Source organism: Bacillus sp. DTU_2020_1000418_1_SI_GHA_SEK_038 (genome assembly GCF_032341175.1).
In the GTDB taxonomy this organism is placed as follows: Bacteria; Bacillota; Bacilli; order Bacillales; family Cytobacillaceae; genus Cytobacillus.
Genome location: NZ_CP135435.1, coordinates 2,402,474 through 2,427,239, shown reverse-complemented (window position 1 = coordinate 2,427,239; position 24,766 = coordinate 2,402,474). Strand labels below are relative to the sequence as shown.

General features: G+C 37.7%; 22 protein-coding genes and 1 other annotated feature. Of the genes, 16 read left to right on the top strand and 6 right to left on the bottom strand.

What is annotated here, in order from left to right:
- Positions 1-4: 4 nt before the first annotated feature.
- From RRV45_RS11995 to RRV45_RS11990, 3 genes are all read left to right on the top strand, one after another.
- Positions 5-1,261 carry a benzoate/H(+) symporter BenE family transporter gene (locus RRV45_RS11995; RefSeq protein ID WP_315664927.1) on the top strand — a complete coding sequence of 419 codons (1,257 nt, stop codon included), beginning with the start codon at positions 5-7 and terminating at the stop codon, positions 1,259-1,261.
- Between the two features lie 170 nt (positions 1,262-1,431).
- Positions 1,432-1,515: a putative holin-like toxin gene (locus RRV45_RS22110; RefSeq protein ID WP_410489377.1), complete on the top strand. Its 84-nt coding sequence runs from the start codon at positions 1,432-1,434 to the stop codon at positions 1,513-1,515.
- Between the two features lie 392 nt (positions 1,516-1,907).
- Complete coding sequence (locus RRV45_RS11990) at positions 1,908-2,318, top strand: vWA domain-containing protein (RefSeq protein ID WP_315664926.1); 411 nt, start codon at positions 1,908-1,910, stop codon at positions 2,316-2,318.
- A 69-nt stretch (positions 2,319-2,387) separates the two neighbouring features.
- Here RRV45_RS11990 and RRV45_RS11985 read toward each other — a convergent pair whose 3' ends face one another.
- The 4 genes from RRV45_RS11985 to RRV45_RS11970 all read right to left on the bottom strand — a co-directional run bounded on the left by RRV45_RS11985 (position 2,388) and on the right by RRV45_RS11970 (position 7,167).
- Entirely contained in the window at positions 2,388-2,915 is a 528-nt protein-coding gene (locus RRV45_RS11985; protein WP_315664925.1) for an ECF transporter S component, read from the bottom strand.
- Positions 2,916-3,173: 258 nt separating this feature from the next.
- A complete protein-coding gene (locus tag RRV45_RS11980; protein ID WP_315664924.1) occupies positions 3,174-4,442 on the bottom strand; it encodes a mechanosensitive ion channel family protein in 1,269 nt (422 codons plus the stop codon).
- 138 nt (positions 4,443-4,580) lie between these two features.
- Positions 4,581-5,192, bottom strand: coding sequence for a DUF502 domain-containing protein (locus RRV45_RS11975; protein ID WP_315664923.1), 612 nt, complete (start codon positions 5,190-5,192; stop codon positions 4,581-4,583).
- Positions 5,193-5,550: 358 nt separating this feature from the next.
- Positions 5,551-7,167 carry an FMN-binding glutamate synthase family protein gene (locus RRV45_RS11970; RefSeq protein ID WP_315664922.1) on the bottom strand — a complete coding sequence of 539 codons (1,617 nt, stop codon included), beginning with the start codon at positions 7,165-7,167 and terminating at the stop codon, positions 5,551-5,553.
- 399 nt (positions 7,168-7,566) lie between these two features.
- On the opposite strand from RRV45_RS11970, the gene RRV45_RS11965 reads away from it, so the two are divergent.
- From RRV45_RS11965 to RRV45_RS11930, 8 genes are all read left to right on the top strand, one after another.
- Entirely contained in the window at positions 7,567-8,517 is a 951-nt protein-coding gene (locus tag RRV45_RS11965; protein WP_315664921.1) for a ribose-phosphate diphosphokinase, read from the top strand.
- A gap of 207 nt (positions 8,518-8,724) precedes the next feature.
- On the top strand, positions 8,725-9,276 hold the full coding sequence (locus tag RRV45_RS11960; protein ID WP_315664920.1) for a cysteine hydrolase family protein: 552 nt from the start codon (positions 8,725-8,727) through the stop codon (positions 9,274-9,276).
- 391 nt (positions 9,277-9,667) lie between these two features.
- Entirely contained in the window at positions 9,668-9,994 is a 327-nt protein-coding gene (locus RRV45_RS11955; RefSeq protein ID WP_315664919.1) for a sporulation protein, read from the top strand.
- Positions 9,995-10,338: 344 nt separating this feature from the next.
- Positions 10,339-11,313 (top strand): LacI family DNA-binding transcriptional regulator, encoded by a 975-nt coding sequence (locus RRV45_RS11950; protein ID WP_315664918.1) that lies wholly within the window; start codon positions 10,339-10,341, stop codon positions 11,311-11,313.
- A gap of 16 nt (positions 11,314-11,329) precedes the next feature.
- Entirely contained in the window at positions 11,330-12,214 is an 885-nt protein-coding gene (rbsK, locus tag RRV45_RS11945) for a ribokinase (RefSeq protein WP_315664917.1), read from the top strand.
- 51 nt (positions 12,215-12,265) lie between these two features.
- Positions 12,266-13,501, top strand: coding sequence for a NupC/NupG family nucleoside CNT transporter (locus tag RRV45_RS11940; RefSeq protein ID WP_410489289.1), 1,236 nt, complete (start codon positions 12,266-12,268; stop codon positions 13,499-13,501).
- Positions 13,502-13,567: 66 nt separating this feature from the next.
- Positions 13,568-14,500, top strand: a complete 933-nt coding sequence (locus tag RRV45_RS11935; RefSeq protein ID WP_315664915.1) for a nucleoside hydrolase — start codon at positions 13,568-13,570, stop codon at positions 14,498-14,500.
- Positions 14,501-14,570: 70 nt separating this feature from the next.
- Positions 14,571-15,464, top strand: coding sequence for an EamA family transporter (locus RRV45_RS11930; protein ID WP_315664914.1), 894 nt, complete (start codon positions 14,571-14,573; stop codon positions 15,462-15,464).
- Between the two features lie 150 nt (positions 15,465-15,614).
- Here RRV45_RS11930 and brnQ read toward each other — a convergent pair whose 3' ends face one another.
- Positions 15,615-16,949 (bottom strand): branched-chain amino acid transport system II carrier protein, encoded by a 1,335-nt coding sequence (gene brnQ / locus RRV45_RS11925; protein WP_315664913.1) that lies wholly within the window; start codon positions 16,947-16,949, stop codon positions 15,615-15,617.
- 50 nt (positions 16,950-16,999) lie between these two features.
- Positions 17,000-17,249, bottom strand: a binding site (T-box leader).
- Positions 17,250-17,428: 179 nt separating this feature from the next.
- Here brnQ and RRV45_RS11920 point away from each other — a divergent pair.
- A complete protein-coding gene (locus tag RRV45_RS11920) occupies positions 17,429-18,223 on the top strand; it encodes a nucleotidyltransferase domain-containing protein (RefSeq protein ID WP_315664912.1) in 795 nt (264 codons plus the stop codon).
- A gap of 528 nt (positions 18,224-18,751) precedes the next feature.
- On the opposite strand, the gene RRV45_RS11915 is transcribed toward RRV45_RS11920, so the two are convergent.
- Positions 18,752-19,327, bottom strand: a complete 576-nt coding sequence (locus tag RRV45_RS11915) for a GNAT family N-acetyltransferase (RefSeq protein ID WP_315664911.1) — start codon at positions 19,325-19,327, stop codon at positions 18,752-18,754.
- A 94-nt stretch (positions 19,328-19,421) separates the two neighbouring features.
- Here RRV45_RS11915 and RRV45_RS11910 point away from each other — a divergent pair, with 94 nt between their 5' ends.
- The 4 genes from RRV45_RS11910 (at position 19,422) to qoxC (ending at position 24,764) form a co-directional block, all read left to right on the top strand.
- Positions 19,422-20,786 carry a MocR-like pyridoxine biosynthesis transcription factor PdxR gene (locus RRV45_RS11910; RefSeq protein WP_315664910.1) on the top strand — a complete coding sequence of 455 codons (1,365 nt, stop codon included), beginning with the start codon at positions 19,422-19,424 and terminating at the stop codon, positions 20,784-20,786.
- A gap of 351 nt (positions 20,787-21,137) precedes the next feature.
- The gene (gene qoxA, locus RRV45_RS11905) at positions 21,138-22,052 is read left to right on the top strand and encodes a cytochrome aa3 quinol oxidase subunit II (protein WP_315664909.1); all 915 of its coding nucleotides are present in this window, start codon (positions 21,138-21,140) and stop codon (positions 22,050-22,052) included.
- 169 nt (positions 22,053-22,221) lie between these two features.
- Positions 22,222-24,168 carry a cytochrome aa3 quinol oxidase subunit I gene (gene qoxB / locus RRV45_RS11900; protein WP_315664908.1) on the top strand — a complete coding sequence of 649 codons (1,947 nt, stop codon included), beginning with the start codon at positions 22,222-22,224 and terminating at the stop codon, positions 24,166-24,168.
- Entirely contained in the window at positions 24,168-24,764 is a 597-nt protein-coding gene (gene qoxC, locus RRV45_RS11895; RefSeq protein ID WP_315664907.1) for a cytochrome aa3 quinol oxidase subunit III, read from the top strand. The genes qoxB and qoxC overlap by 1 nt, the downstream gene beginning before the upstream one ends.
- Positions 24,765-24,766 lie beyond the last annotated feature (2 nt).

Sequence of the window (24,766 nt, the reverse complement as noted above, 5' to 3'; positions counted from 1 at the left end):
ATGTATGAAACATTCAGTTGGCGAAAGCTTAAAATTGTTTCCAAAGCATTTGAACGTTAACACTATTAGTGCAGGGACCCTTGCAGCCATATTTGGCTGTACCGGTCCGGCATTAATCATCATTGGTGGGGCAACAGATGCAGGATTGTCTATTGAACAAACGATTTCCTGGTTGTTTGCAGTTTATTTTTTTGGAAGCTTAATTGGATTATATTTAGCTTTAAAATATCGCCAACCTATTGTCGGTGCTTATTCAATTCCTGGGGCTGTATTAGTTGCTGGTGCACTGCAGCACTACTCACTTAGTGAAATATCAGGTGCATACTTTGTTTCAGGTGTACTCGTATTCATTTTAGGTATTTCCGGATTAATCGGAAAAGCGATGAAATGGATTCCAGTCCCGATTGTAATGGCGATGATAGTCGGTGCAATGATTCGATTTGGCACCGGAATGATTACATCTCTGCAAGGGGCACCGCTAATTGCAGGGTCAGCGATAGTTGTTTACTTACTATCATCACGGTATCTAAAAAAGGTACCGCCCATTTTGACCTCTTTTTTAGTTGCTGGTATACTGGCTGCAACAATGGGGGGATTTCAGCCAACAAGCATGGAAGCAGGATTGACACTTCCCGAAATTCTTATGCCAACCTTCTCGATTGATGCAATCATTTCTGTCGCTATACCATTGACACTCCTGGTCATAGGAGCTGAAAATGCTCAGGCTATTGGTGTTTTGATGGCAGAAGGTTATAAACCGCCTGTTAATACTATGACAGTCTGGAGTGGAATTGGTGGAATGGTTACGGCATTTTTTGGTGGACACAATGCCAATATCGCCGGTCCGATGACAGCAATATGTGCTTCAAAAGAATCAGGAGATAATAAGGAGGGACGTTACGCCTCTGTTTTAGTTAATGCATTTCTTTTTGGAGGGTTCGGTTTAATTGCCGGTATTGCGGTTCCGTTTGTGACCGCCTTGCCAAGCACATTGATTGCAACAGTTGCTGGTCTAGCGATGGTTGGTGTTTTAATTAGTTCCCTGCAAGCTTCCTTTTCTGAAAGAAAGTTTCAAATTGGCGCATTTTTCTCTTTAGTTATTGCCATGTCAGGAGTAAGTTTCTTCGGAATCAGTTCACCTTTCTGGGCACTAATCGGAGGAGTTCTAGTATCACTTATAATTGAAAAAGCAGACTTCGACTCTTTTAAAACTGATTTACAAGCAGACGAAACAAATGGAAATATGAAAAGTGCAATTTGACTTGAAATAGGAACATGGGTCGATACTCATGTTCCTATTTAATTTAATTTTTCGACAAGAAGAGAACGCACGTTCCTATTGGGCTGAATATATGATAAACTAAAGAAGCAATAGAATAGGTTTCTCAAGGGTGGTCGGCACACTCCCGAACGGAAAGGGGGTGATGCTGAATGACAGTATTTGAAGCATTAATGTTTACGATTGCATTTGCAAGTTTGATCGTAGCCATTCTGTCATTTAACCATAAAAAATAATCCACCCTTGAGTTAGGCGCTCAGGTGGATTTTTCCCCGTTAATAGCCGATCCCTTTGTGGGAACCGTCTATTGCTAGACTGGACATGTTACTAGCATGTCCGGTCATTTTTTATTTTATGCTGTACTTAGTGCCATTATAACCGATAATTGTGTAAAAGTTCAAATTCTTTATGGATTACTTGGATTAAAGGTAACTAGCGAAGTAAAAAAACATATAATTCCGATAAAGTAGTACAATTTATCGTTTTAAAAAAATTGCATATTATTTCCTCAACATTTCAATAATAACTCTCCTTGCAATAACCCAAAATAAGATGGGCAATAACTGACTTCAGAAACTCCTGTTGAAGCCAGTAAAGCTTGTTTATATTCAAAGGGGAGGTGGTCAAATTGAAATGGCATAAAATGCTACTATCTATGCTGCAGCAACGGCAGGATAAAAATGTTGCCATAGCTGTCGATACATCCACAAATGAAGTCCCTAAGATTTTAATTAACAACATTGTGAAATTATTTGAACAAGTGAAATCAGATGCTTTATTAGTTCAAGCAGATTTTAAAATTAGGAGTATTATTCCCGTAAAGAGCGATTCTATTAAATATTATTCACATGGGAAATCTTCCTACACCTTAGTTCTTGAATGGGCTGAGGAAAATAAGGTGGATACATTGTTTTATATCACCGATGTAACTGGTTTTATTACAGATGAAATCAAAGATGTGAATTATGAATTATTCTGGCTAGTCCCAGGCACGTTTCTCCCTAGGGTGCCATTTGGAAAAGCCATTAAAGTTGCTTAAAATGTGAAAGAATCCCTCACTCTTGTGAGGGATTCTACTATCCATGAGTCCAATGAATAAATTTCATACCTAAATACGCATAGCTCTTTTAAAACGGTCCGCTAGAGGTATCACAATGATCCCTGCGATAACAACCTGCATAACGTTTCCTGGAATGGAGCCGAAAGGAAGGATCCAGTTACCGTATAGGAGCACTTCGGCAAAATAGTAGCCAACGACTTTTATTATTAGAGCAACGGCAACTGCCAGTGTGTTTACAACTACTCTTTTACCTGGCATCTTTTCGGATATTAAGCCAGCTAAAAAGCCCATTGTACCAACAATGACGAACGTAAACGGTGCCCATGCGCCCCAGCCAGATATAAGATCGAATAAGCCCATTCCAAAGGCGCCTGCAATGGCCCCAGTTTTTTTTCCGTAAACTAAGGCTGCTATAAAAAGAGGCACGTTACCCAGATGGATTAGGCCGCCATTACCCATAATTGGGAGCTTAATATTGATGAACATTGTGGCGACAAGGGTTAGTGCGATAAAAAGAGCATGGATGACTAAAGTTTTTGTTTTAGTTGTTTCTCTCTGCAAGACTGTTGAATTCATAGGATGTCCTCTTTCTTTTTTTATATATTATCATACTACTAATCATGTATTTAATAAATACAAAATTCTTTATATTAAATTGTTTTATGATGCTGGCAACATTAATTATTTGGAAGCAATAATGTCAGGTGCTTGTCCTTTATTTATATTTAGTTTATTTTAGCGAGAAGTTAAAGGCGAAGTAATGCAGAAAAAGGCCTGTCCCAATTCACTAAAAGGATTAACCCTTATAGTGGTAGGGGACAGGCCTAAATACATCTAATGGTCCATTTCTCTAATCATGCCATCCCATTTAGAGGCATCGACCATTATTTTTAGGTCATGACCTGAAGGATTTTGGAATAATTGCAGACCAAACTCCTGCGCTACGGCAAAAAGGTGGTCAAAGATATCAGCTTGAACGGCTTCGTATACCGCCCATCTAACATCATTCGTAAATGCATATATTTCTAACGGCAATCCGTATTCACTAGGTGCCAGCTGTCTAACAATTAACGTCATTTCCTGATTGATTCCCGGATGATTTTTAAGGTAATTACTAATATACGCCCTAAATACACCTACATTTGTAAGGGCTCTTCCATTCACTGGATTGCTTCGGTTTATATCGTTCATAGAATTGAATTCGGCAATTTCAAGTTCTTTTTCGATGATGTAATCCGAAAGATAGTGGATATCTTTATAGCGCTCAATCATCTCATCCGTACAAAACGAAATACTTTTCGTATCGATAAATAATGCCCGTTTAATCCGTCTTCCTCCAGAGGATTGCATGCCTCTCCAGTTTTTAAAGGAATCAGATATTAAGGCATAGCTTGGAACCATCGTTATTGTTTTATCAAAATTTTGCACCTTTACGGTATTTAAAGAGATATCAATGATGTCTCCGTCTGCTCCATATTTAGGCATTTCAATCCAGTCACCAACCCGTACCATATCATTGGCCGCCAACTGAATCCCCGCAACCAGTCCTAATAATGAATCTTTAAAAACTAACAAAAAGACGGCTGACAAGGCGCCAATCCCGCTTAGAAGTATAAACGGACTTTTATCTATCATGTTCGCGATTACTAAGATAACCCCAAGCGTGACAAAAATAATCTTAGTCACCTGAATATAGCCTTTAATCGGCTTAACCTTTGAGATTTCAAAGGTTTGATAAATATCAGTAATGGCATCTAATAGGCTATTAATGACCCATAATCCCACAATAATTAAATAAGCAATCGCACATTTCTTAATCAACTCCTCATTAGAGGGGAAGATGAATGAAAAGTGATAAATAATGATCGCCGGAACAATATGAGATAACTTACGAAATACCTGCCGTTCCAAAATGATATTATCCCATTCGAATTTCGTATTGTTTACAATATGAGTGATGATTCTGATTACCACCTTTTTGGTGATAAAATTTGCCATTATACAGATTAGGGCAATAAAAAGCACATCAAGAAATGCAGATAGATACTTAGCTGCTACAGGATCCAAGTCAAATTGTGAAATAAATTTTTTAATAAATTTCATCTATTTCCTCCGTTGTATATAAGTATTACAGACTTACTAAATAATGGGGCGGGCAATATATTTAGGCACTATTTTGTTTACTGTATACTTTGCTGGGAGCATGTCTGATTGATTCAGTTTTTTCATACATTCAAATTTCTATTCAAATGAAGTCCTACGACTAGTGGTTTGTTCCTCTTTCTTTGATGTCATTCCGCCTGAAACAACAAATTTCATCGCGTCTTCTGGCGTTACATCAATGATTTCTACTTTGTCTTTCGGAATTAGAACCGTAAGTCCAGCAATTTGAAAAGTTTGTTGGATATAGACAGCTACATAGTCCTTTAATGGATGATAAAAACTTTCGACATCTTCCGTAGTTATAAATCCGATGGTTTTCATTTCTGTACCCGGAATGGTTACCAATGCAACTTTTGAAAATGACTTTTTCTCGCCAAGGAATGATTGAATCGTATCTTTACTAACTGAATAAAGCGTTTTAATGAGTGGGATTTTTTCTAGTAATCTGTCAATGATTAGGATTAGCGTTCCTGTGAACACTTTATTTGATAACCATCCTAAAATTGTGATCAGGATTAGGGTAAGAACTAAACCAATTCCAGGAATATAACCTTCTTGTAAATAAGGCTTTAAATAATTTCCTAATAAACTATCTAAAAAGATGAATAATTGATAGACAACATAAATAACTAAAATAATCGGGACAATGGTGATAATCCCCTTAACAAAATTTTGAACAACACGTTTCATTTTGTTTTCTCCTTTTATAAGGCATTCACTATTTCATTAATTTTCACATAACAAATCGAACTATTCAAGTGATAGAAGAGACATAGGAACAGGTGATTTCGAGACTTTTACATTAGTTTTGACCTATATCTATTGGACAATAAAAGATCCAAAGTGTCTTTGTAGAGCTTAGATGGAGACAGGTTAAATTAGTAGCGAAGGGTTCGTTAAGAAGTCTCTTTAAAGTTTTTTTGATGGGAAAAATTGGTTCAGAAGGGAGTTTAGAAATCGCCTTAAAGCCTTTCAACGGGAAAATCAGAAAAAAGTCTGTTACAATCTCTTGCAACAGACTTTCTCTAGGTATGGCTTCTTCATTTATTTATGAAATGGAAACAACTTCTCTTGTCTCATCTTTTTGCTTTACATTGTCTATCGTTTTTACATTAAAGTTTTGATCAACAAAGACGACATGTTTTTCATTGAATTGTCGAGGAGATGTCAAACCAGCAGCTGCTGCGAGCGTGAACAATTCTTCTCGAAGTGTTGTCATATAGTTTGTTACGCGATATCTTTTTTCTTCAATGACTAAAGCTTTTTGTAGCTTTGGATTCGTAGTAGCAACTCCTACTGGACATTCGTTGGATTGACATTTTTGAGCGCCGATACATCCAACGGAAATCATTAGTCCTCTGGCGATATGACAGATATCCGCTCCAAGGGAGAGTGCAATTGCAATTCGATCAGGGGAGAACAGCTTCCCGCTGGCAATTAACGTGACTTTATCTCGAACGTTATATTTTTTCAATACTCTCTGAGCAATCATTAATGCTGGTTTAATCGGAAGCCCGACAGAATCAGCCATTGCTTGATAGGTAGCACCTGTTCCGCCTTCGCCTCCATCAATGGTAATGAAATCTGGGTATCTCTTCATAATCGCCATATAAGCTGCAAATTCTTCAAACGTTTCTTCACTGCCGATGACCATTTTTATTCCGACAGGCTTACCGGATTCATCCCGAATTCTATCAATAAAATCCATCATCATGTCCATATCATCGAATTCTTCAAATCTATTAGGGGAATCGATGGTTTTATATGGCTCTACTCCGCGGATCTCAGCAATTTCAGGTGTTACTTTTGAACCTTCAATGTGCCCGCCGCGAATTTTTGCTCCTTGACCTAGTTTAATTTCAAATGCCTTTACCTGAGGATGACTTGCCTTTTCACGAAGCAAATCATAAGAGAAGCTTCCATCAGGGTTTCTAAATCCAAACTTGGCTGGGCCAATCTGAACCATAATATCTGCGCCGCCTTTTAGATGGTGGGGCGAAAGGCCGCCTTCACCTGTATTCATATAGGCACCCGCATCTTTCAATCCATAAGAAAGAGCCTTGATTGCTCGGTCACCTAGGGCTCCGTAGCTCATTCCGCTCATGGCCACAGGGCTTTTAATCGTAAAAGGATAACGGCATGAATGTTTTCCAATGACGATCTTATCTGCATCTGTATAAAGCCATGGCTTGATTTGAGCCTCCTCTCTATGCTCATGACGGGCAAATAGTGTATCTTTATCTTCTATATATTTATGTGTAGCGATAAAGTTTTCATTATCAGCTATTAAATCTGTTAGTTGTTTCGCAAAAAAAGCATTCCGAATATAAAAGCCTGGTTTGTCAAAATCGCGCTTACTTCCGAATGCAATGATGTTTTTGGCGTATTTCCCTGCTTTCACTATGTATTGAAAGTCTAGCCGTGAAAAAGGCTTAGCTTCATGATCTCCTTCGAAAAAATACTGTCTTAATTCCGGGCCAATATGTTCGGAAAGATACCGAATACGAGAAAGGACAGGAAAATTTCGTCTGATTGCGTGTTGAGTTTGTGACTTATCCCTCTTTCTGATTACCAATAATGAAACGATTACTGTAAGAATTAGTAATAGAGTGACGATAAATAGGACAGATACCCCAATTATCATGATGTTGCTAAAGGTGCTCATTGATATACATCCTCCTAGGATTTTTCAATAAAAAATAATAAGGATTCAAGCTTGTTTTTACTACAGCAGTAGACTCACAATCTTTACCATACAATATTGCAAGAAGTATGCCAAGCCTATTAACTCAGGGAAATATGATGTACAATGGATTATTATAGATCTGTATGCAAGGTTTTTTTGCTCCGAAAAAGAGTATTTGGCGCAAAAAATTATTGCGTACTTGTAATGATCTATGTTTTTTGGTGAAAATAGGTTTGCTATGAAGAGAAAAAAGCAGAGTTGAATTGTTGGTTCATTGCTCGTTTCATAAGTAAATAAAAGCAGTAAATGCTTTCTTGCTCATTCCATTTCATGTAATATAAAGTAAATTAATAAAAATGAAACCTTGGAGGAAAAACGGTGTCATACATATTAAAAGATAATTTCAAAATGTTTACCTTAAACTCAAATCGAGAGCTTGCTGAAGAAATGGCACAACTTCTAGGTTGTGAGCTTGGGAAATGCTCAAGTAGACAATTTAGTGATGGCGAGATTCAAATTCAAATTGAAGAAAGTGTGAGAGGAAGTGAGGTATTTTTAGTTCAATCGGCTTCAGAGCCGACGAATGAACATATTATGGAACTCCTTATTATGATTGATGCCTTAAAAAGAGCTTCCGCTAAAATGATCAATGTTGTGATGCCTTACTATAGCTATGCGCGGCAAGACCGAAAAGCCCGTTCTCGGGAGCCGATTACAGCCAGACTCATTGCTAATCTTTTGGAAATGGCAGGAGCAGCTAGAGTCCTGACGATCGACTTTCATTCTCCGCAAGTACAAGGCTTTTTTGACATACCAGTGGATCATCTAACCGGGATTCCAATTCTGGCAGACTACTTTAAGAAAAAAGCATTGGAGGATCTTGTCATTGTGGCCCCGCACAATGGAGGCGTTGTTAGGGCAAGAAAGATGGCTAATTTGCTTAATGTGCCACTCGCTCTTATTGATCGCCGTCGTCCGGAGCATGATGAAACTGAAATCATGCACATTATCGGCAATATTGAAGGGAAAAACGCAATAATTGTTGATGATTTAATTGATACAGCTGGAACTATTACGACAGGTGCAAATGCTTTATTCGAGAATGGGGCAAAAGCAGTATACGCCTGCTGCACTCATGCTGTTCTTTCGGGCCCAGCTATTGAGCGAATCGAGTCTTCACCGATTAAAGAATTAGTCATAACAAATACAATTAACCTGTCAGAGAAAAAACGACTAGATAAAATTACACCATTATCTGTTGCGCCATTACTAGTAGAAGCAATCGACCGTATTCACAATGAAAAAGCTGTGAGCCCGTTATTTGAATAATCATGGGGGATCATGTAATGAAAGGAAGTTGATGTTTTCGACTTCCTTATTTGTATCTCCAGAATCGGTAATAAGGGGTTTAGGCTCAATCAAATTCTAAAAAACTTTATTTCGAAGAACTCCTTAGTTGAATATTAGGAGGGGCAAAGATAAGATTGAATTGAAAGATAAATTAAAGTAATCAAAATAATAGGAGTGAGTATTGCTATGAAAAAGGCATTAATTAATGTAGATTACACCTATGATTTTGTTGCAGAAGACGGCGCATTAACATGCGGAAAACCCGGTCAGGCTTTAGAAGAAAGAATTACAGAAATTACAAAAGAGTTTATTGAAAATGATGATTATGTCGTTTTTGCCATCGATGTCCATGAAAAAGGGGATCCATGTCATCCAGAAACGAAATTGTTTCCGCCCCATAATATTCGTGGTACAAAAGGTAGAGACTTGTATGGTGCCTTGAAAGAAGTATATGATGAAAATAAGAGCAAAAAGAATGTTCAATATATGGATAAAACAAGATATTCCGCTTTTGCCGGAACAGATCTCTCTATAAAACTTAGAGAGAGGGGGATTACAGATATATATATAGTGGGGGTATGTACAGATATTTGTGTACTCCATACGGCTATTGGTGCCTATAATGAAGGATACAAAATTTTTATTTACGAGGACGCAGTTGCGTCTTTCAATCCAAACGGGCACGAATGGGCGCTTACTCATTTTGAGAAAACACTAGGTGCTACGATTATTAAGTAAGGAATTCATCTATAAAAACTGGGCTGGATATTTGACTCATTCAAAGATTGCTATTATACTATGATTAACTAATACGAATAATTCTTCCGTCTAAGGGGAGTAGCAGTACAATAAAGTCGTCATTACGGGATTTATTCCTCGGCTTTATTGGCAATTTTAAATTGTTTGCGAGACCTTACCGATTTTTTGGTAAGGTCTTTTTGTATAAGGCGTTATAACCAGAAAATCGGTTATAACGTCTTTTTTTGATTGTTCGTTACACATATACAAGGAGAGGTGTCTATTATTCTGCAATATATTGATTTAGCTACAAGTGTCAAAATGATCACTACTCATAACAAACAAAAGCTTTTAGGATTTGATAAATCGCTAACTTTAATTGGAAAAGGGAGTGGAAATAAATAGGTCTGGTGAAGTCGTAAAGGGTCATTTCTTGATTAAGGGCGGCACAATCTCACAAGAACTCAAAAGGATAGATTGCGATTTGGTCACCTTTAATAGGACAGATGAAAGAGAAGAAATTGTGGATTCTATCTCTATTTTAACTACTAAAATTATTCAGTCTGAAGCCGTAAACAAAATTCCATTCTCTTTCCTTTTGCCAAACAATGCCAGACTATCGACAGACACTTTATCCTATCGATTTAAAACAAGACTGGCCTTCAAACAAGGGGTGGAAAGCTTAGATCAGGACGCCATTCGGATTATTCAAGATTAGTGAGCTTATCAATTTGATCTCACTATCATCCAATATCTAAAGATCGTCTGCGACCTGCAAGTCTTTCTCGTTCAGAAAATCTGTAAGGTTTTTATAGCAAAATGATTGTAATAGGGTGTTTAATAGCGAACAGAGAATGTCACTGTTCGCTATTTTAATGTCCAGCCATTAATAACTAAATATGGATTTATGATGAAAAAGAACAGTGTGAATGTAAATAAATGTGTCATATTCATTTATTTTGTATGACACATTATACGGTTTTCGACAAAATTTTTATTGACTAATAAAATGATTATACTATAAAATATGTGTAACCGGTTACAGGTTAATGAGGTGACAAAATGGTATCAATCAAGGATGTCGCAAAGCATGCAGGTCTTTCCGTAGCTACTGTTTCAAGAGTATTAAATAATAAAGGTTATGTAAGTGAAGATTCCAGAAAAAAGATCGAGCGGGCAATTAGCGAATTGAACTACAAACCTAATGCAGTAGCAAGGAGTCTATTTAAGAAACAATCGAAAACATTAGGCTTAATGCTCCCGGATATAATGAATCCATTCTTCCCAGAGCTTGCTCGAGCTGTTGAAGACGTAGCAATAAAGCTTGGCTATACGGTGATTCTATGCAATTCAGATGAGAATAGGGATAAAGAACAGAGTTATTTGGATATGATGATGCAGAAGTACGTAGATGGCTTAATTGTTGCATCTAATACTTTAAGTGCTGAGCAGATTGAGATGCTTAATATCCCTGTTGTCAGCCTTGACCGGGAAATTAGTAAGGGGCTGCCTACTATCGTTGTTGAAAATAGAAAAGGCGCAAGACTTGCTGCAAATTTTTTGAAAGAAATAGGGCGAAATCGGATTGCACATATTAGGGGTCCGCACGGTATTTTTACTGCAGATGAGCGGTGTAAAGGATATCTAGAAGTTATAAGTCATGAGCCTTGGTTTAAAGAATCGTTCATCATTGATGGAGATTTTGCCATGCAAACCTCTATAGAGGCAACCGTTAAGCTTTTGCAATTGCATCCTGAAATTGATGGGATATTTGCAGCGAATGATACAAGTGCCATTGGAACGATTAAAGCTGTGCATATGCTTGGGAAAAAAGTGCCCGAGGATATTGCGATTGTTGGATTTGATGGAATCATGATGTCTGTTGCTACAACGCCTGAATTAACAACAATTGTCCAGCCGATCTATGAATTAGGAGAAAAAGCAGCTACATTGCTCGTTCAATTAATCGAGAAGCAGCCAATTAAGGAAACATTCTATACATTAGATGTTCATCTTGTTGAAAGGCAATCAACTTAAGGGGGTTAACATTAGAATGGCCATTGAACCGAAAATAACGGTTGTCGGCAGCATTAATATGGATTTAGTGACGATAACCGATCAAATTCCCCAAATAGGCGAAACCCTATTAGGAAATCGATTTCAAACGAATCCTGGGGGAAAAGGCGCAAACCAAGCAGTGGCAGCAGCCCGATTAGGGGCAAATGTCAACATGATAGGGTGCGTTGGAAATGATACTTTTGGGAAAGAGCTTCTTCAACATCTAAATGACGAAGGTGTTGATGTAAGTAATGTGGAACCGGTTACAGGTTCAACGGGAACGGCTACGATCATTGTATCCAATCAAGATAATAGTATTATTGTCGTTCCTGCAGCAAACGAACATGTGACGGCAGCGTTCGTTGAATCAAAAAGAGATGTGATTGCTGCCAGTGACATTCTCATTCTTCAGCTAGAAATCCCACTTGAAGGGGTACTAAAAGCAGTGGAAATTGCCAAAGAAAATGGGGTCAAAGTCATTTTAAATCCTGCTCCCATTCAAGAGCTGCCAACAGATCTTATTGAAAAAATTGATTATCTAACACCGAATGAACATGAGTTTAAGGAATTAGTAAATGGAATGGATGAAAAAGTCTTAAAAGAAAAAGTAATCCTTACAAAAGGGAGCCAAGGTGTTAGTTTCTATCTAGATGAAAAAGAAGTAAATATACCAGCTTTCCAAGTAAATGTTGTAGACACTACTGGTGCTGGAGATTCATTCAACGCCGGATTTGCGGTTGCACTAAGCAAAGGGCTTACGTTGAATGCTGCGTGTAAATATGGAAATGCAGTTGCTGCGTTATCTACAACAAAGCTCGGTGCGCAAACGGGCATGCCAACGGAAATTGAAGTTAATGATTTTATCAAAACTAACGAGTAGGCATATTGGGATTAATAAGTGTAATCTAAACAATTAAAAAACTTTTGAGAGGTGAAGGAATTGAATATTCTATGGGGTCTAATCGGATGCTCAATCATATTTTTTATTGCTTACCTAGTTTCTTCAAACAGGAAAGCGATTAATTTTCGTACAGTTGGTTTAGGATTTCTATTACAGCTCGTCTTTGGGTATATCGTTCTTAAATCAAAATTGGGTCAAGAAGCATTACAAGCAGTTTCAGCTGGGGTTAACAAGGTTATCCATTATGGAGATGTAGGTGTTGCGTTCGTATTCGGCAGTCTTGCAGATAAGACTGGTCCGGCAGGCTCAATTTTTGCGGTTAGAGTATTAGCAATAATTATCTTTTTATCAGCTTTAATTTCTCTTTTATATCACTTAGGAATCATGCAGATTTTTGTCCGAATTATCGGCGGGTTTATCTCAAGACTCTTAAAAGTTAGCAAGACTGAGTCAATGTCAGCTACAGCTAATATTTTCGTTGGGATGTCAGAAGCACCACTTGTTATTAAGCCTTATCTGCCACATATGACTAAATCGCAAATTTTTGCTGTCATGGTTGGAGGATTAGCATCTGTTTCTGGAGCTGTCATGATTGGACTAGCTACTATGGGTGTATCTATTGAATATTTAATTGCTGCGAGTTTCATGTCCGCTCCAGCAGGGCTTGTCATGGCTAAAATATTAATGCCGGAAACAGAAGAGAACACGGAGATTGACTTGAAGAAATTAGCAAACGATGGTGAAAATCCGAAGAAAAGAAATATTTTAGAAGTCATTACGGATGGTGCATTTGATGGTGCCAAAATAGCGTTTGGTGTTGCCGTTATGCTAATGGCTATTCTTGGATTAGTTGCATTCACAAATGGTGTCCTTGGCGGAATCGGAGGACTGTTCGGATTTGAAGGTCTATCTTTAGAAATGATCTTTGGTTATTTATTTGCACCGCTTGCTTTTATTATTGGAATTCCTTGGAGCGAAGCAGTAATGGCAGGGAACTTAATTGGGCAAAAATTAGTATTTAATGAATTTGTTGCCTTTGCTTCATTCGCTGGGGAAACAGCTGAATTTTCACAAAAAGCCCAAGCCGTTATCACGTTTACATTATGCGGATTTGCAAACTTAGGCTCTATTGGAATATTAGTAGGAGCATTATCAACCATGGCTCCAAATAAAAAAGATGTTATTCAGAAATTAGCCTTTCGTGCGTTAATTGCCGCTTCATTGGCAAATTTAATGAGTGGAGCTATTGCAGGAATTTATTTCTAAGTCTATGTAAATAATTTAAGGTGAATAAAAGTCTTTTGTGTACATGTGAAATAAGGAGTGATCGATGTGAAAAAGGTAATTATCGATGTGGATACTGGAGTAGATGACGCACTTGCCATTTTGTATGCGACACAGAGCGAACAGTTAGATATTTTAGGAATTACAACGGTTTGCGGAAATGTTCCACTTGATCAAGTAAATATTAATACGAATAGAATGTTGAAATTACTCGGCATCGAAAACAAGATTAATGTATATAAAGGTGCTTCTCGTCCTCTTCTAAGAGAACCTTTTCATGAATTTAGAGTTCATGGAGAAGATGGGATCGGTGGTGCGCTTGATCATATCGATACAGTCATCCAAGAAAATAATATTTTTGCTGCTGATTTCATTATCGAACAAGCAGAAAAATATAAGGGAGAACTCACTCTCATTATGGTTGCTCCATTGACAAACCTCGCTCTAGCCCTTCGTAAAGAACCTAGATTGGCCGAATGGGTTAAAGATGTTGTGATTATGGGGGGAATCGTTCAATCTTCCGGTAGAGGAAATACGTTGCCGACTTCTGAGTTTAATATTTATGGGGATCCAGAGTCAGCGAAAATTGTCTTCCATTCAGGCATGGACATTACTTTAGTTAGTTTAGATGTGACTCGACAAGTGATGCTTTCTGAAGAACATATTAATGGATTAAAGGGTACCAAATATTATGAGTTTGTCAAAAATAGTACAGGCGTGTACAGGGAATTTTCTTTAGACCTATATGGCGTCAATGCTTGTGCTTTACATGATCCACTAGCCGTTGCTGTGGCATTAGACAAAAGTCTTGTAAAGACAGAAAAATATTATGTTGACGTAGAGACAAAAAGTGATTTAAGCTATGGACAGACAATCTGTGACTTTAGAAATTTATTGAAAAAAGAACCAAATGTAAACATTTGTGTAGATGTAGATCACGAAAGATTTCTTGAACGTTTTATCGAATATTTGAAAAAATAGATATCATTTTAATTGCCCACCTTTTTTTAGGTGGGTATTCGTTATTTTTACAACTTAAGGAGAGGTATACGTGCTTAAAACATATAAATATTCACTTCTTGTTTTTCTTGGGGCATGCAGCTATGGAGTGATTGCATCTATTATAAAACTTGCTTATCAGGATGGCTTTACGGTTGGGGAAGTTATTACCAGTCAATATTTTTTTGGCTGGTTAATGCTGCTGATGTTAAGCCTAATTTTTTCTAGAAAACGTATTTCATTCAAAAAATCCCTAATTTTAATCCTTGCAGGAACTTCATCAAGCTTTACTGGTATGTTTTATGGAATATCCCTTATGACAATTCCGGCTTCTATAGCAATTGTACTATTATTCCAATTTACATGGATTGGTATATTAATAGAAAGCCTGGTTGATAAACGACTGCCAAGCAAAGAGAAAATTTTGTCTGTTGTGATTCTATTAATTGGTACTATTATGGCTAGTGGGATGATAGGTAACAGTTTTTCGGCGCTCGATATGAAGGGGATTATTTTTGGATTATTGTCAGCCATTACATTTTCCTTATTTATTTTTAGCAGCGGAAGAATCGAAGCTGATGTTCCCTTTCTAAATCGGGGAGCATTAATGACAACTGGAGCAGTTATCATATTAATGATCTCTTTTTCACCTTCATTTTTATATAATGGTTCAATGACAGAGGGATTATGGAAATATGGTGTTTTATTAGGCTTATTAGGAGTAGTTATTCCAATTAGTTTTTTTGCTATTGGTTCTCCGAAAACAGGATCTGGATTGGCTACTATTCTAGGCGGTGCCGAGCTTCCTACTGCCATTATTGCTTCCATTATTATATTAAAAGAATATGTATCTTTTCTTCAATGGGGAGGAGTACTGCTTATTCTTTTAGGAATATCCGTAACACCTATTAAACAATTAATAAATAGTAAGGTTAAACTTCAATAACTTTTGACACAAAGAACCTGTCCTAAAGTCACTTTTAAGGGAAAATGGTAAAAAGGCGAACAATGATAATCTGCGTTCGCCTTTTATATTTGTCCATTTCTATACTTCAAAATCTTCTGAACCATAAAAATATAAATCACACATAAAATCCTAATACCCTTTAACATCTGCAGTTTTTGACGTTTCTACTTTTCTATCAAACCCGCTCAATAAAATACCAATAACTGCCCCAGCAATGGCCGGTACGACCCATTCTAATCCAGCCGAGGAGAATGGAAGGATTGCTCTGACTGATTCTAGAGGTCCTAAGTCTAGACCAAAGGTTTTTAATCCACCCATTAATGCAAATACCCCTGTAAATAACACCGTGCTGCCGTATACTTTTCTTGAATTTTTAAAGAAACGATTGAAGAATGTCAAAGTCACTAACACAATTGTTAATGGGTATGCTGTTACAAGGAATGGCACTGAGAATTTAAGAATTTGATTTAAACCAAGGTTTGAGAGTGTAAACCCTACAATTGTTACGGCTAAGACGAGTGTTTTATAGCTGGCAGAAGGAATTACTTTGGAAAAGTATTGCCCGCAAGCTGTTGTTAATCCTACACAAGTTGTGAAACATGCTAAAGTAAAGATCAGGCCTAGTAAAGCTACTCCGCCAGAACCTAATAATAGGGTAGAAGCAGCTGTTAAAATGTCTGTTCCCGCTTCAAAGGAAGAAGCATCTGTCATTTTTCCTCCGATTAAACCAATGCTTACATAGACAAGAGATAATAATCCCCCAGCAATGACTCCAGCCTTTAATGTAAAGCTAGTTAATTGTTTTCTGTCAGTAATCCCTTTTTTCTTAATTGCGCTAAGAATGACAATCCCGAATGCTAACGCAGCTAAGGCGTCCATTGTATTATAACCTTCAATAAATCCTTTAGAGAATGCGCCATCTTGATAATCAGCAGTTGGCGTACCGAGTGGTGCATCCAATTTCATAAAGCCAATTGTACATAAGATAACCATTGATAGTAGCAGTACTGGTGTGATAAAACGCCCCATATATTTTTCCATTTTAGCAGGGTTTAAGCTAACTACATAAACTAGCGCGAAAAACACGACTGAAAATAGAAGTAGTACAACTGAACTGTTCCACGATTCTTGTAAAAATGGTTTCACGCCCATTTCGTAAGCAACATTAGCGTTTCTCGGAATTGCAAGAAATGGCCCGATTGATAGATAGACAGCAACCATGAAAACAGTGCTAAATACTGGATGCACTCGATTTCCAATTGTTGTTGCGCCATCCTTAACTAGTGATACGGCAAAGAGGACAGCAAATGGCAGCCCAACAGCTGTTAGGATAAAACCGGCCATAGCAAACCAAAAGGTTGTGCCCGACTGAGAACCTAGAACTGGAGGGAAAATCAGGTTTCCAGCCCCAAAAAACATTGAAAATAACATAAGGCCAATAAATAATGTGTCTAACTTTTTCATTAAAACTCTCTCCTTTTTTATATTTGAATAACAAAAAAACTCGTCCCTATAGTAGGGACGAGTTATCGCTCGCGTTACCACCCTTATTCCGTAAAAATAAACAAAAAAATTACGGCTCTTAAGTCAACGTACAATCATACGTGATCCATGGTAACGGCGGAAACCCGTCAAAGCTTACTGATTTCAGCTTTGCATCTCGGAGATGATTTTCGGATAAGTTCTGAACATCGGCTCTCACCAAATACCGATTCTCTGTTGAACAGGGTTGCTTATCTTACTCTTTCTCGTCACTGATTTTGTTATTACAGTAAATTTAGCAGACAGAAAATAATATGTCAATATAATTTTTTTATTTTTTAATTGAATTGAAATTGAATGATCTCCTTATATTTGCTTATGTCACATTAATATTGTCATACTAAAAAAATAGGTATTGTTCCAAGACTATACTTAATCATGATTAGATCGGGGGCATCCAAATGTTAGACCATATCGAGCAGGTAATCCATCAACTGGAAGTGGATTATGATATAAAGGTCCTTTATGCATGTGAAGCGGGTAGCCGAGCATGGGGGTTCCCGTCAAAAGTTAGTGACTACGATGTTCGTTTCATTTATGTACACCGGATGGATTGGTATTTATCTATTGATCAACAGAGGGATACGATTGAAATTCCGAATCGGGATGCCGTTTCAATTCCAATTGACGATCAATTGGATTTAAGTGGCTGGGAGCTGACAAAGGCATTGAGATTGTTAAGGAAATCTAATCCGTCTCTTTTCGAATGGCTTCATTCTAGTATTATTTATCATCAATCCTATTCAACCATCGACCGAATGAGGTTGATAGCACAGAATGCATTTTTGCCTGTAATTGGGGTCAATCATTATGTAAAAATGGCAAAAGGGAATTTCCGTGACTGTCTTAAAAGGATTGAACGAAAAAATAAAAAATATATCAATGTATTAAGACCACTTCTAGCAGCCAAATGGATTGAAACATTTCAAACCATACCTCCCGTTAACTTTCATATTTTGTTAGATATGCTTATTTCACCAGGAGAGCTGGCAGATGAAGTTGTAAAAATAATTCAATATAAAATGAACGGAGAAGAGTTTGGCGCTGACTTGAACATTGATATTCTCCATTCATTTATTCTGGCAGAAATTGAACATCTCGAAGGATTTGCAAAAAAGATACATCGGGATGGTCCGAATCCAACAAATGAGCTTAATCAGCTTTTCAGGGATATATTGAAAGAGACCTGGGAATAAGATCCCCAAAGTGTTCGTTTTAACTGGATCTCCTACAGAACCTGCGTCATGAGGACTTCATAGTGTTCGTTTTAACTGGAGTTCCTCCAGAATGCGTGTTATGAAACGTTCATAGTGACCGTTTTAACTGCGGCTCCTCCAAAACGCGTGTTATGAATCGTTCATAGTGGCCGTTTTAACTGTAGCTCCTCCAAAACGCGTGTTATGAAGTCTTCATAGTGACCGTTTTAACTGCGGCTCCTCCAAAACGCGTGTTATTAAGTCTTCATAGTGACCGTTTTAACTGAAGCTCCTCCAAAACGCGTGTTATGAAGTCTTCATAGTGTCCGTTTTAACTGGAATTCCTCCAAAACGCGTGTTATGAAGTCTTCATAGTGCTCGTTTTAGCTGAAGTTCCTCCAAAACGCGCGTTATGTATCGTTCATAGTTACCATTTTAACTGCGGCTCCACCAAAACGTGCACCATGAAACCTTTATAGTATTCATATTAACTGGAATTCCTCCAAAACTCCCCAATGGACTACTCAACTATTCCAGTAATTGCTGGAGATGTTCCTTAACAGATGGCCATTCTTCGTGCGTGATACTGTACATGACCGTATGACGGGCAGTGCCATCTTGGCGAATCATATGGTTGCGCAGAATGCCTTCTTTTTTTCCACCGATTCGTTCAATGGCCTTTTGCGATCGGAAATTCTCGTGATCTGTTTTAAGTTGAACGCGGTGAAGATTCAGTTTTTCAAAGCAATATTCTAGCAGCAAATACTTACAATTTGTATTGATACTTGTACGCCAATACTTTGGATTCAGCCATGTATAGCCAATCTCTAATCGTTTATGCTCTAAATGTAAATCTAAAAATCTAGTCGATCCGATGATTTCCTTTGTTTTTTGATCAATGATGACAAATGGATATTCTGTCCCTTGTTCCTTTAAACTTAGTGCTATTTCCACAAATTCCACCGCATCGCCTTTAGTTGCGATGTTCAACGTCATATGCTTCCAAATTAATTCATCCTGTGAAGCTTCATAAATTCCTTCCACGTCATTTTGATTCATTTCTCTTAACAAAACAATGTCATTTTCTAAATTAATATTTTCCATGATTTAATCACTCCTTGCCTCCATTAAAATGAAAATTTGGTATGATAAAAATAACCAAAATGAAAAATATTAGCCATACCAAAAGGAGAAGCCAATGGAACTGCCGATTTATTTAGAGCATGGAAAGGCTAAGTATATCCAAATTTATGAGCAAATTAAAACAGCCATTCTTAATAAAACAGTAGCTGCTCATAGTAAACTTCCTTCTAAACGCGAGCTTTCTACTCAACTGGGTGTAAGTATTCATACCGTGCGCGAAGCGTATGAACAATTATTAGCGGAAGGCTATATAATGAGCCGGGAGCGGTCGGGCTATTTTGTATCATCTTTTGAACAGGAATGGCTGCCTAAAACGATAAATATACCAAATAAGGATTTAGCCATGTATCCGAATAATCAATTGCCCATTGATTTCAATTCAGGACATGTGGATACAGCCAATTTTCCTTATCATATTTGGAAACGGATGATTCGTCGGTACATTGAAGAATCATTCTTAGTGAGTAGTCCGTGGCAAGGGGAATGGGCGTTACGCAGTGAGATAGCAAAATATGTGGGACGTTCTCGCGGAGTTCAATGCGAAGCCGGGCAAGTATTTCTTTATAGCGGAACACAAATGCAGCTACAGGATATATGCCAGTTTTTTGGCTTAGATATACGTGTTGGCATGGAAGATCCTGGTTTTATTCGGGCAAAGGCTGTACTTGCAAATTTAGTTATTAAAATGATCCCCATTCCAGTTGATGATTACGGAGTATCAATACCTGATAGAAAAATAGATTTATTGTATACAACACCGGCCCACCAGTTTCCTTTAGGAATGATTATGTCCATTGAAAGGAGAATAAAATTATTAAAATGGGCAAATGAACATAAAAGTTTTATTATTGAAGACGATTATGACTCAGAATTTCGCTATAATGGGCTGCCGATTCCGTCATTAACTCAGATTGATCAACTTCAGCATGTTATTTATTTTGGTTCATTTTCCAAATCTTTCATTCCATCCATCCGCATGAGCTATATGATTCTGCCAATAACTTTAGTTGAAGAGTTTGAAAAATATAATATTCACAGAAAGTCAACGGTTTCACGTATCGATCAGTTAGCAGTAGCAGATTTTATGAAAGAAGGCTATTTTGATCGCCATCTCGCCAAAATGCGCACTACATATCGGAAAAAACATCAAGCATTATTACAAGCTATAGAATACCATCTTCCCGAAGATTTTGAGTTGATTGGGGAAAATTCTGGCCTGCATATTGTCCTAAAGCTGCCTCCCAACCTAACAGAGCAATACGCAATCCATCAAGCAGCAGAGAGAGGGGTCCGGATATACCCGGCATCCATATCATTTATAAAAAGACCGAAAACACATATGGTGATCCTTGGATATGGGGGGCTTACTATAGAAGAAATTAAAGAAGGCATTCAAAGATTACAAGAGGCGTGGTTATAGGGGAGGGAGGCTGTTTCTCATTATATTGAAATTAAAGGAAACCTATTTCAATGGACTGGACATATTTCTCTATGTTTGGTCTTTTTTAATTTCCATTAATTAATTTTTCTTTTTAATCCACTTACTTCTTATAATGCCAGTATTTATTATATGAATATATTAGTTGTTTGCGATCTTTGAACTTTTTGTGAATTTTCTCGCCGTTATATCATGAACATTTTGTGACATCGTGCTTTATTTATTGTTTTAAATGTTTTATGAGAATAAGATAGTTGTTAAATGTGATATAAATCACAGATAAACTTTTATTTAATGCTTCAAAGCTGAATTTAAAAGAAAGGGGCACCCTCAATGAAAATAAAATGGGCTTTTTTATGTTTAGTTATTACTATTCTCACTGTGTTAACAGGTTGTGAATCATTAATGGTTTTAGATCCTAAAGGACCTCAAGCCGAAACGACAGCCAATGTCATTTGGATATCGATTGCGATGATGGCGATCATTGTCATTGCGGTTTTTGCTCTGCTAGTATTTGTTCTACTAAAATACCGTGCATCGAAACAAAGTGAGGATTATGAACCTCCACATATCGAAGGAAATCCGATTGTTGAAGCAATCTGTGTAGGGATTCCCGTTATAATCATCATTTTCCTGTCTGTCATTACAGTAAAATCCACGTATGAGGTGGAAGCTACTCCGAAGGGATATGAAGATAAGGAGCCTTTAGTTGTTTATGCATCAACTTCTAACTGGAAGTGGCATTTTAGTTATCCGGAAGAAGGGATCGAAACGGTTAACTACCTATATATCCCGACTGATCGGGCGTTAGAATTTAAGCTATACTCATTTGGACCAATCACGGCCTTCTGGATTCCACAGTTAGGAGGACAAAAATACGCCATGTCAGACATGGTAACTACGTTGCACTTAGCAGCAGATGTTCCTGGAGAATATATGGGACGTAATTCAAACTTTAGCGGGAAAGGATTCGCTGAAAACACATTCAATGTGAAAGCGATGCCTGAAACTGAGTTTGATAAATGGGTAGAAGAAGTGAAAGAGACTGCAGAGCCTTTAACAGAAGAAAAATTCGATAAATTACTCGAACCAGGCCACCTTGGTCAATTAACGTTTAGCAATACACATTTAGAATTCAGACCTGCTCCTGAACATAATCATGGATCAAATGATACTCATGAAGGTCAACATGCTGGTGATAAGCAGGAATCAAATGATTCTCATGAAGATCAACACGCTGGTCATTAACAGGAATCAATTACATGAAGAATCAAAACATGAACAAGTGGGACAATATCACAGTTCGAATGATTCACCTTAAGATATGACAAAAAATACTGTGCACCAAAATAAATGCTAGATTCAAAGTTTACATCTAGTGAAATTATCAATATTTCCTGAAAGGAGTCAAATAAATATGGATTACTTTGATCGATTTGCCATACCTCATCCAAGTCCAGCGATTTATGCATCGATGGTTGCAATTGGTCTGACCGTTATCGCGATCATCGCCGGTCTTACCTATTTTAAAAAATGGGGTTACTTATGGCGTGAATGGTTGACAACGGTTGACCATAAGAAGATCGGTATTATGTATTTGATAGCTGCTCTCCTCATGCTTTTCCGTGGTGGGGTAGATGCGATTATGATGAGGGCACAAACGGCTGTACCTGACAATACGCTGCTTGATGCTCAGCATTACAATGAAGTATTCACTACCCATGGGGTGGTAATGATCATTTTTATGGCGATGCCATTTATTTATGCCTTAATGAACTTCGTTGTTCCATTACAAATTGGTGCTCGTGACGTAGCATTCCCGCGTCTTAATGCGCTAAGCTTCTGGTTATTCTTTATGGGTGCGATGTTATTCAACATTTCCTTCGTCATCGGGGGATCTCCTGATGCAGGCTGGACTTCATATTTCCCTCTAGCAGGAAATGATTTCAGTCAATCAGTAGGAACGAATTATTATATGATAGCGATTCAGATTGCAGGGATCGGGACATTAATTTCAGGAATTAACTTTATCACGACGATTTTAAAAATGAGAGCACCGGGCATGACATTAATGAAGATGCCTATGTTCACATGGACTGCGTTTATTGCGAACGTTATCGTTGTATTTGCTTTCCCAGTACTAACAGTTGCACTACTTCTAGGAACAATGGACCGATTATTTGGAGCAAACTTCTTTACAACAACAAATGGCGGCATGGATATGCTTTGGGCGAACCTATTCTGGGTTTGGGGACATCCAGAGGTTTATATATTAATTTTACCGGCATTCGGAGTTTACAGTGAAGTAATTTCCACTTTTGCACGTAGAAATCTATATGGCTACAAATCAATGGTTGCTTCCATTGTAATTATTTCGTTTTTATCATTCCTAGTTTGGACACACCATTTCTTTACAATGGGGCAGGGACCATTAACGAATAGTATTTTCTCGATTACAACAATGGCGATTGCAATTCCGACCGGAATTAAAATCTTTAACTGGCTGTTAACGATGTATAAAGGAAAAATTGAATTTACTGTTCCAATGCTTTATTCAGTAGGATTTATTCCGATTTTCACAATCGGTGGGGTAACTGGGGTTATGTTAGGTATGGCAAGCGCCGACTATCAGTACCATAATACAATGTTCCTAGTTGCTCACTTCCACTATACAATTATTCCTGGTGTCGTATTTGCGATGCTTGCAGGTCTCACTTACTGGTGGCCAAAAATGTTCGGATTCATGCTTAGTGAAAGAATCGGAAAATGGGCATTCTGGTTTATCGCGATTGGCTTTAACGTGACATTCTTCCCGATGTTCTTCACTGGGTTAGATGGGCAAGCACGCCGTATGTACACATACTCTGAAGAAACTGGATTTGGACCGCTTAACTTACTATCATTTGCCGGGGCAATTGGACTTGCAATTGGCTTCGCGTTAATTGTCTATAACGTTTATTACAGCACACGTTATGCTTCAAGAGATATCAGTGCGGATCCTTGGAATGCTCGTACACTTGAGTGGGCTACACATACCCCTGTACCATCATATAACTTTGCCGTAACACCGCAAGTGGATTCGATTGAACCATTATGGGATCATAAGAAAAAAGGTACACCAATTTATAAAGATAAAATTGAAAAAATTCATATGCCAAATAGCAGTGGCGTTCCGTTTATTATGAGTAGTATTTTCTTCGTATGGGGCTTCTGTTTTGTATTTAGCATGTGGATTCCATTAATCATTACTACGATTGGTATTTTTGCTTGTATGGCTCATCGTTCATTTGAGAAGGATGACGGATTTTATATTTCCGTAAAAGAAGTTGAAGACACAGAAAAAAAATTGCGAGGTGCTAGCTAATGAAAATAGATCACGCGCTTCCACTTGAATATAGTACTGAGCAAAATCAAATGAATATTTTAGGCTTCTGGATTTTCCTTGGAGCTGAAATTATGCTCTTTGGCACACTTTTTGCAACCTACTTCACATTAGTAGATCGGACAGGAAGCGGGCCATCAGGAGCCGAGATTTTTGAAATTGCACCAGTGCTCATTGAAACATTCGTGCTTTTAACAAGTAGTTTCACGATCGGTCTTGGTGTTCATGCGATGCGCATTGGCCGTAAAAAGGCGATGATGACCTTTTTTGCCATCACACTCATTCTTGGCCTAATCTTCTTAGGCGTTGAGATTTATGAATTCGTACACTATGTTCACGTTGGAGCAGGTCTGCAAACGAGTGCCTTTACTGCGGCCTTATTAACAACATTAGGAACGCATGGAGCGCACGTTACGCTTGGTTTATTCTGGGGATTATTCATCATTCTCCAAGTGAAAAAACAAGGTTTGACACCGAAAACAACGAATAAAGCGTTTATCTTTTCACTTTACTGGCATTTCCTAGACGTTGTTTGGATTTTCATCTTCAGCTTCGTCTACTTGAAAGGATTGATGTAAAA

What these genes read in the sequence shown, in the direction of transcription:
- RRV45_RS11995 (WP_315664927.1), top strand. Translation starts at nt 5, where the DNA reads ATGAAACATTCAGTTGGCGAAAGCTTAAAATTGTTTCCAAAGCATTTG.
- RRV45_RS22110 (WP_410489377.1), top strand. Translation starts at nt 1,432, where the DNA reads ATGACAGTATTTGAAGCATTAATGTTTACGATTGCATTTGCAAGTTTG.
- RRV45_RS11985 (WP_315664925.1), bottom strand. Translation starts at nt 2,915, where the DNA reads ATGAATTCAACAGTCTTGCAGAGAGAAACAACTAAAACAAAAACTTTA.
- RRV45_RS11980 (WP_315664924.1), bottom strand. Translation starts at nt 4,442, where the DNA reads ATGAAATTTATTAAAAAATTTATTTCACAATTTGACTTGGATCCTGTA.
- RRV45_RS11975 (WP_315664923.1), bottom strand. Translation starts at nt 5,192, where the DNA reads ATGAAACGTGTTGTTCAAAATTTTGTTAAGGGGATTATCACCATTGTC.
- RRV45_RS11970 (WP_315664922.1), bottom strand. Translation starts at nt 7,167, where the DNA reads ATGAGCACCTTTAGCAACATCATGATAATTGGGGTATCTGTCCTATTT.
- RRV45_RS11960 (WP_315664920.1), top strand. Translation starts at nt 8,725, where the DNA reads ATGAAAAAGGCATTAATTAATGTAGATTACACCTATGATTTTGTTGCA.
- RRV45_RS11950 (WP_315664918.1), top strand. Translation starts at nt 10,339, where the DNA reads ATGGTATCAATCAAGGATGTCGCAAAGCATGCAGGTCTTTCCGTAGCT.
- rbsK (WP_315664917.1), top strand. Translation starts at nt 11,330, where the DNA reads ATGGCCATTGAACCGAAAATAACGGTTGTCGGCAGCATTAATATGGAT.
- brnQ (WP_315664913.1), bottom strand. Translation starts at nt 16,949, where the DNA reads ATGAAAAAGTTAGACACATTATTTATTGGCCTTATGTTATTTTCAATG.
- RRV45_RS11920 (WP_315664912.1), top strand. Translation starts at nt 17,429, where the DNA reads ATGTTAGACCATATCGAGCAGGTAATCCATCAACTGGAAGTGGATTAT.
- RRV45_RS11915 (WP_315664911.1), bottom strand. Translation starts at nt 19,327, where the DNA reads ATGGAAAATATTAATTTAGAAAATGACATTGTTTTGTTAAGAGAAATG.
- RRV45_RS11910 (WP_315664910.1), top strand. Translation starts at nt 19,422, where the DNA reads ATGGAACTGCCGATTTATTTAGAGCATGGAAAGGCTAAGTATATCCAA.
- qoxA (WP_315664909.1), top strand. Translation starts at nt 21,138, where the DNA reads ATGAAAATAAAATGGGCTTTTTTATGTTTAGTTATTACTATTCTCACT.
- qoxB (WP_315664908.1), top strand. Translation starts at nt 22,222, where the DNA reads ATGGATTACTTTGATCGATTTGCCATACCTCATCCAAGTCCAGCGATT.
- qoxC (WP_315664907.1), top strand. Translation starts at nt 24,168, where the DNA reads ATGAAAATAGATCACGCGCTTCCACTTGAATATAGTACTGAGCAAAAT.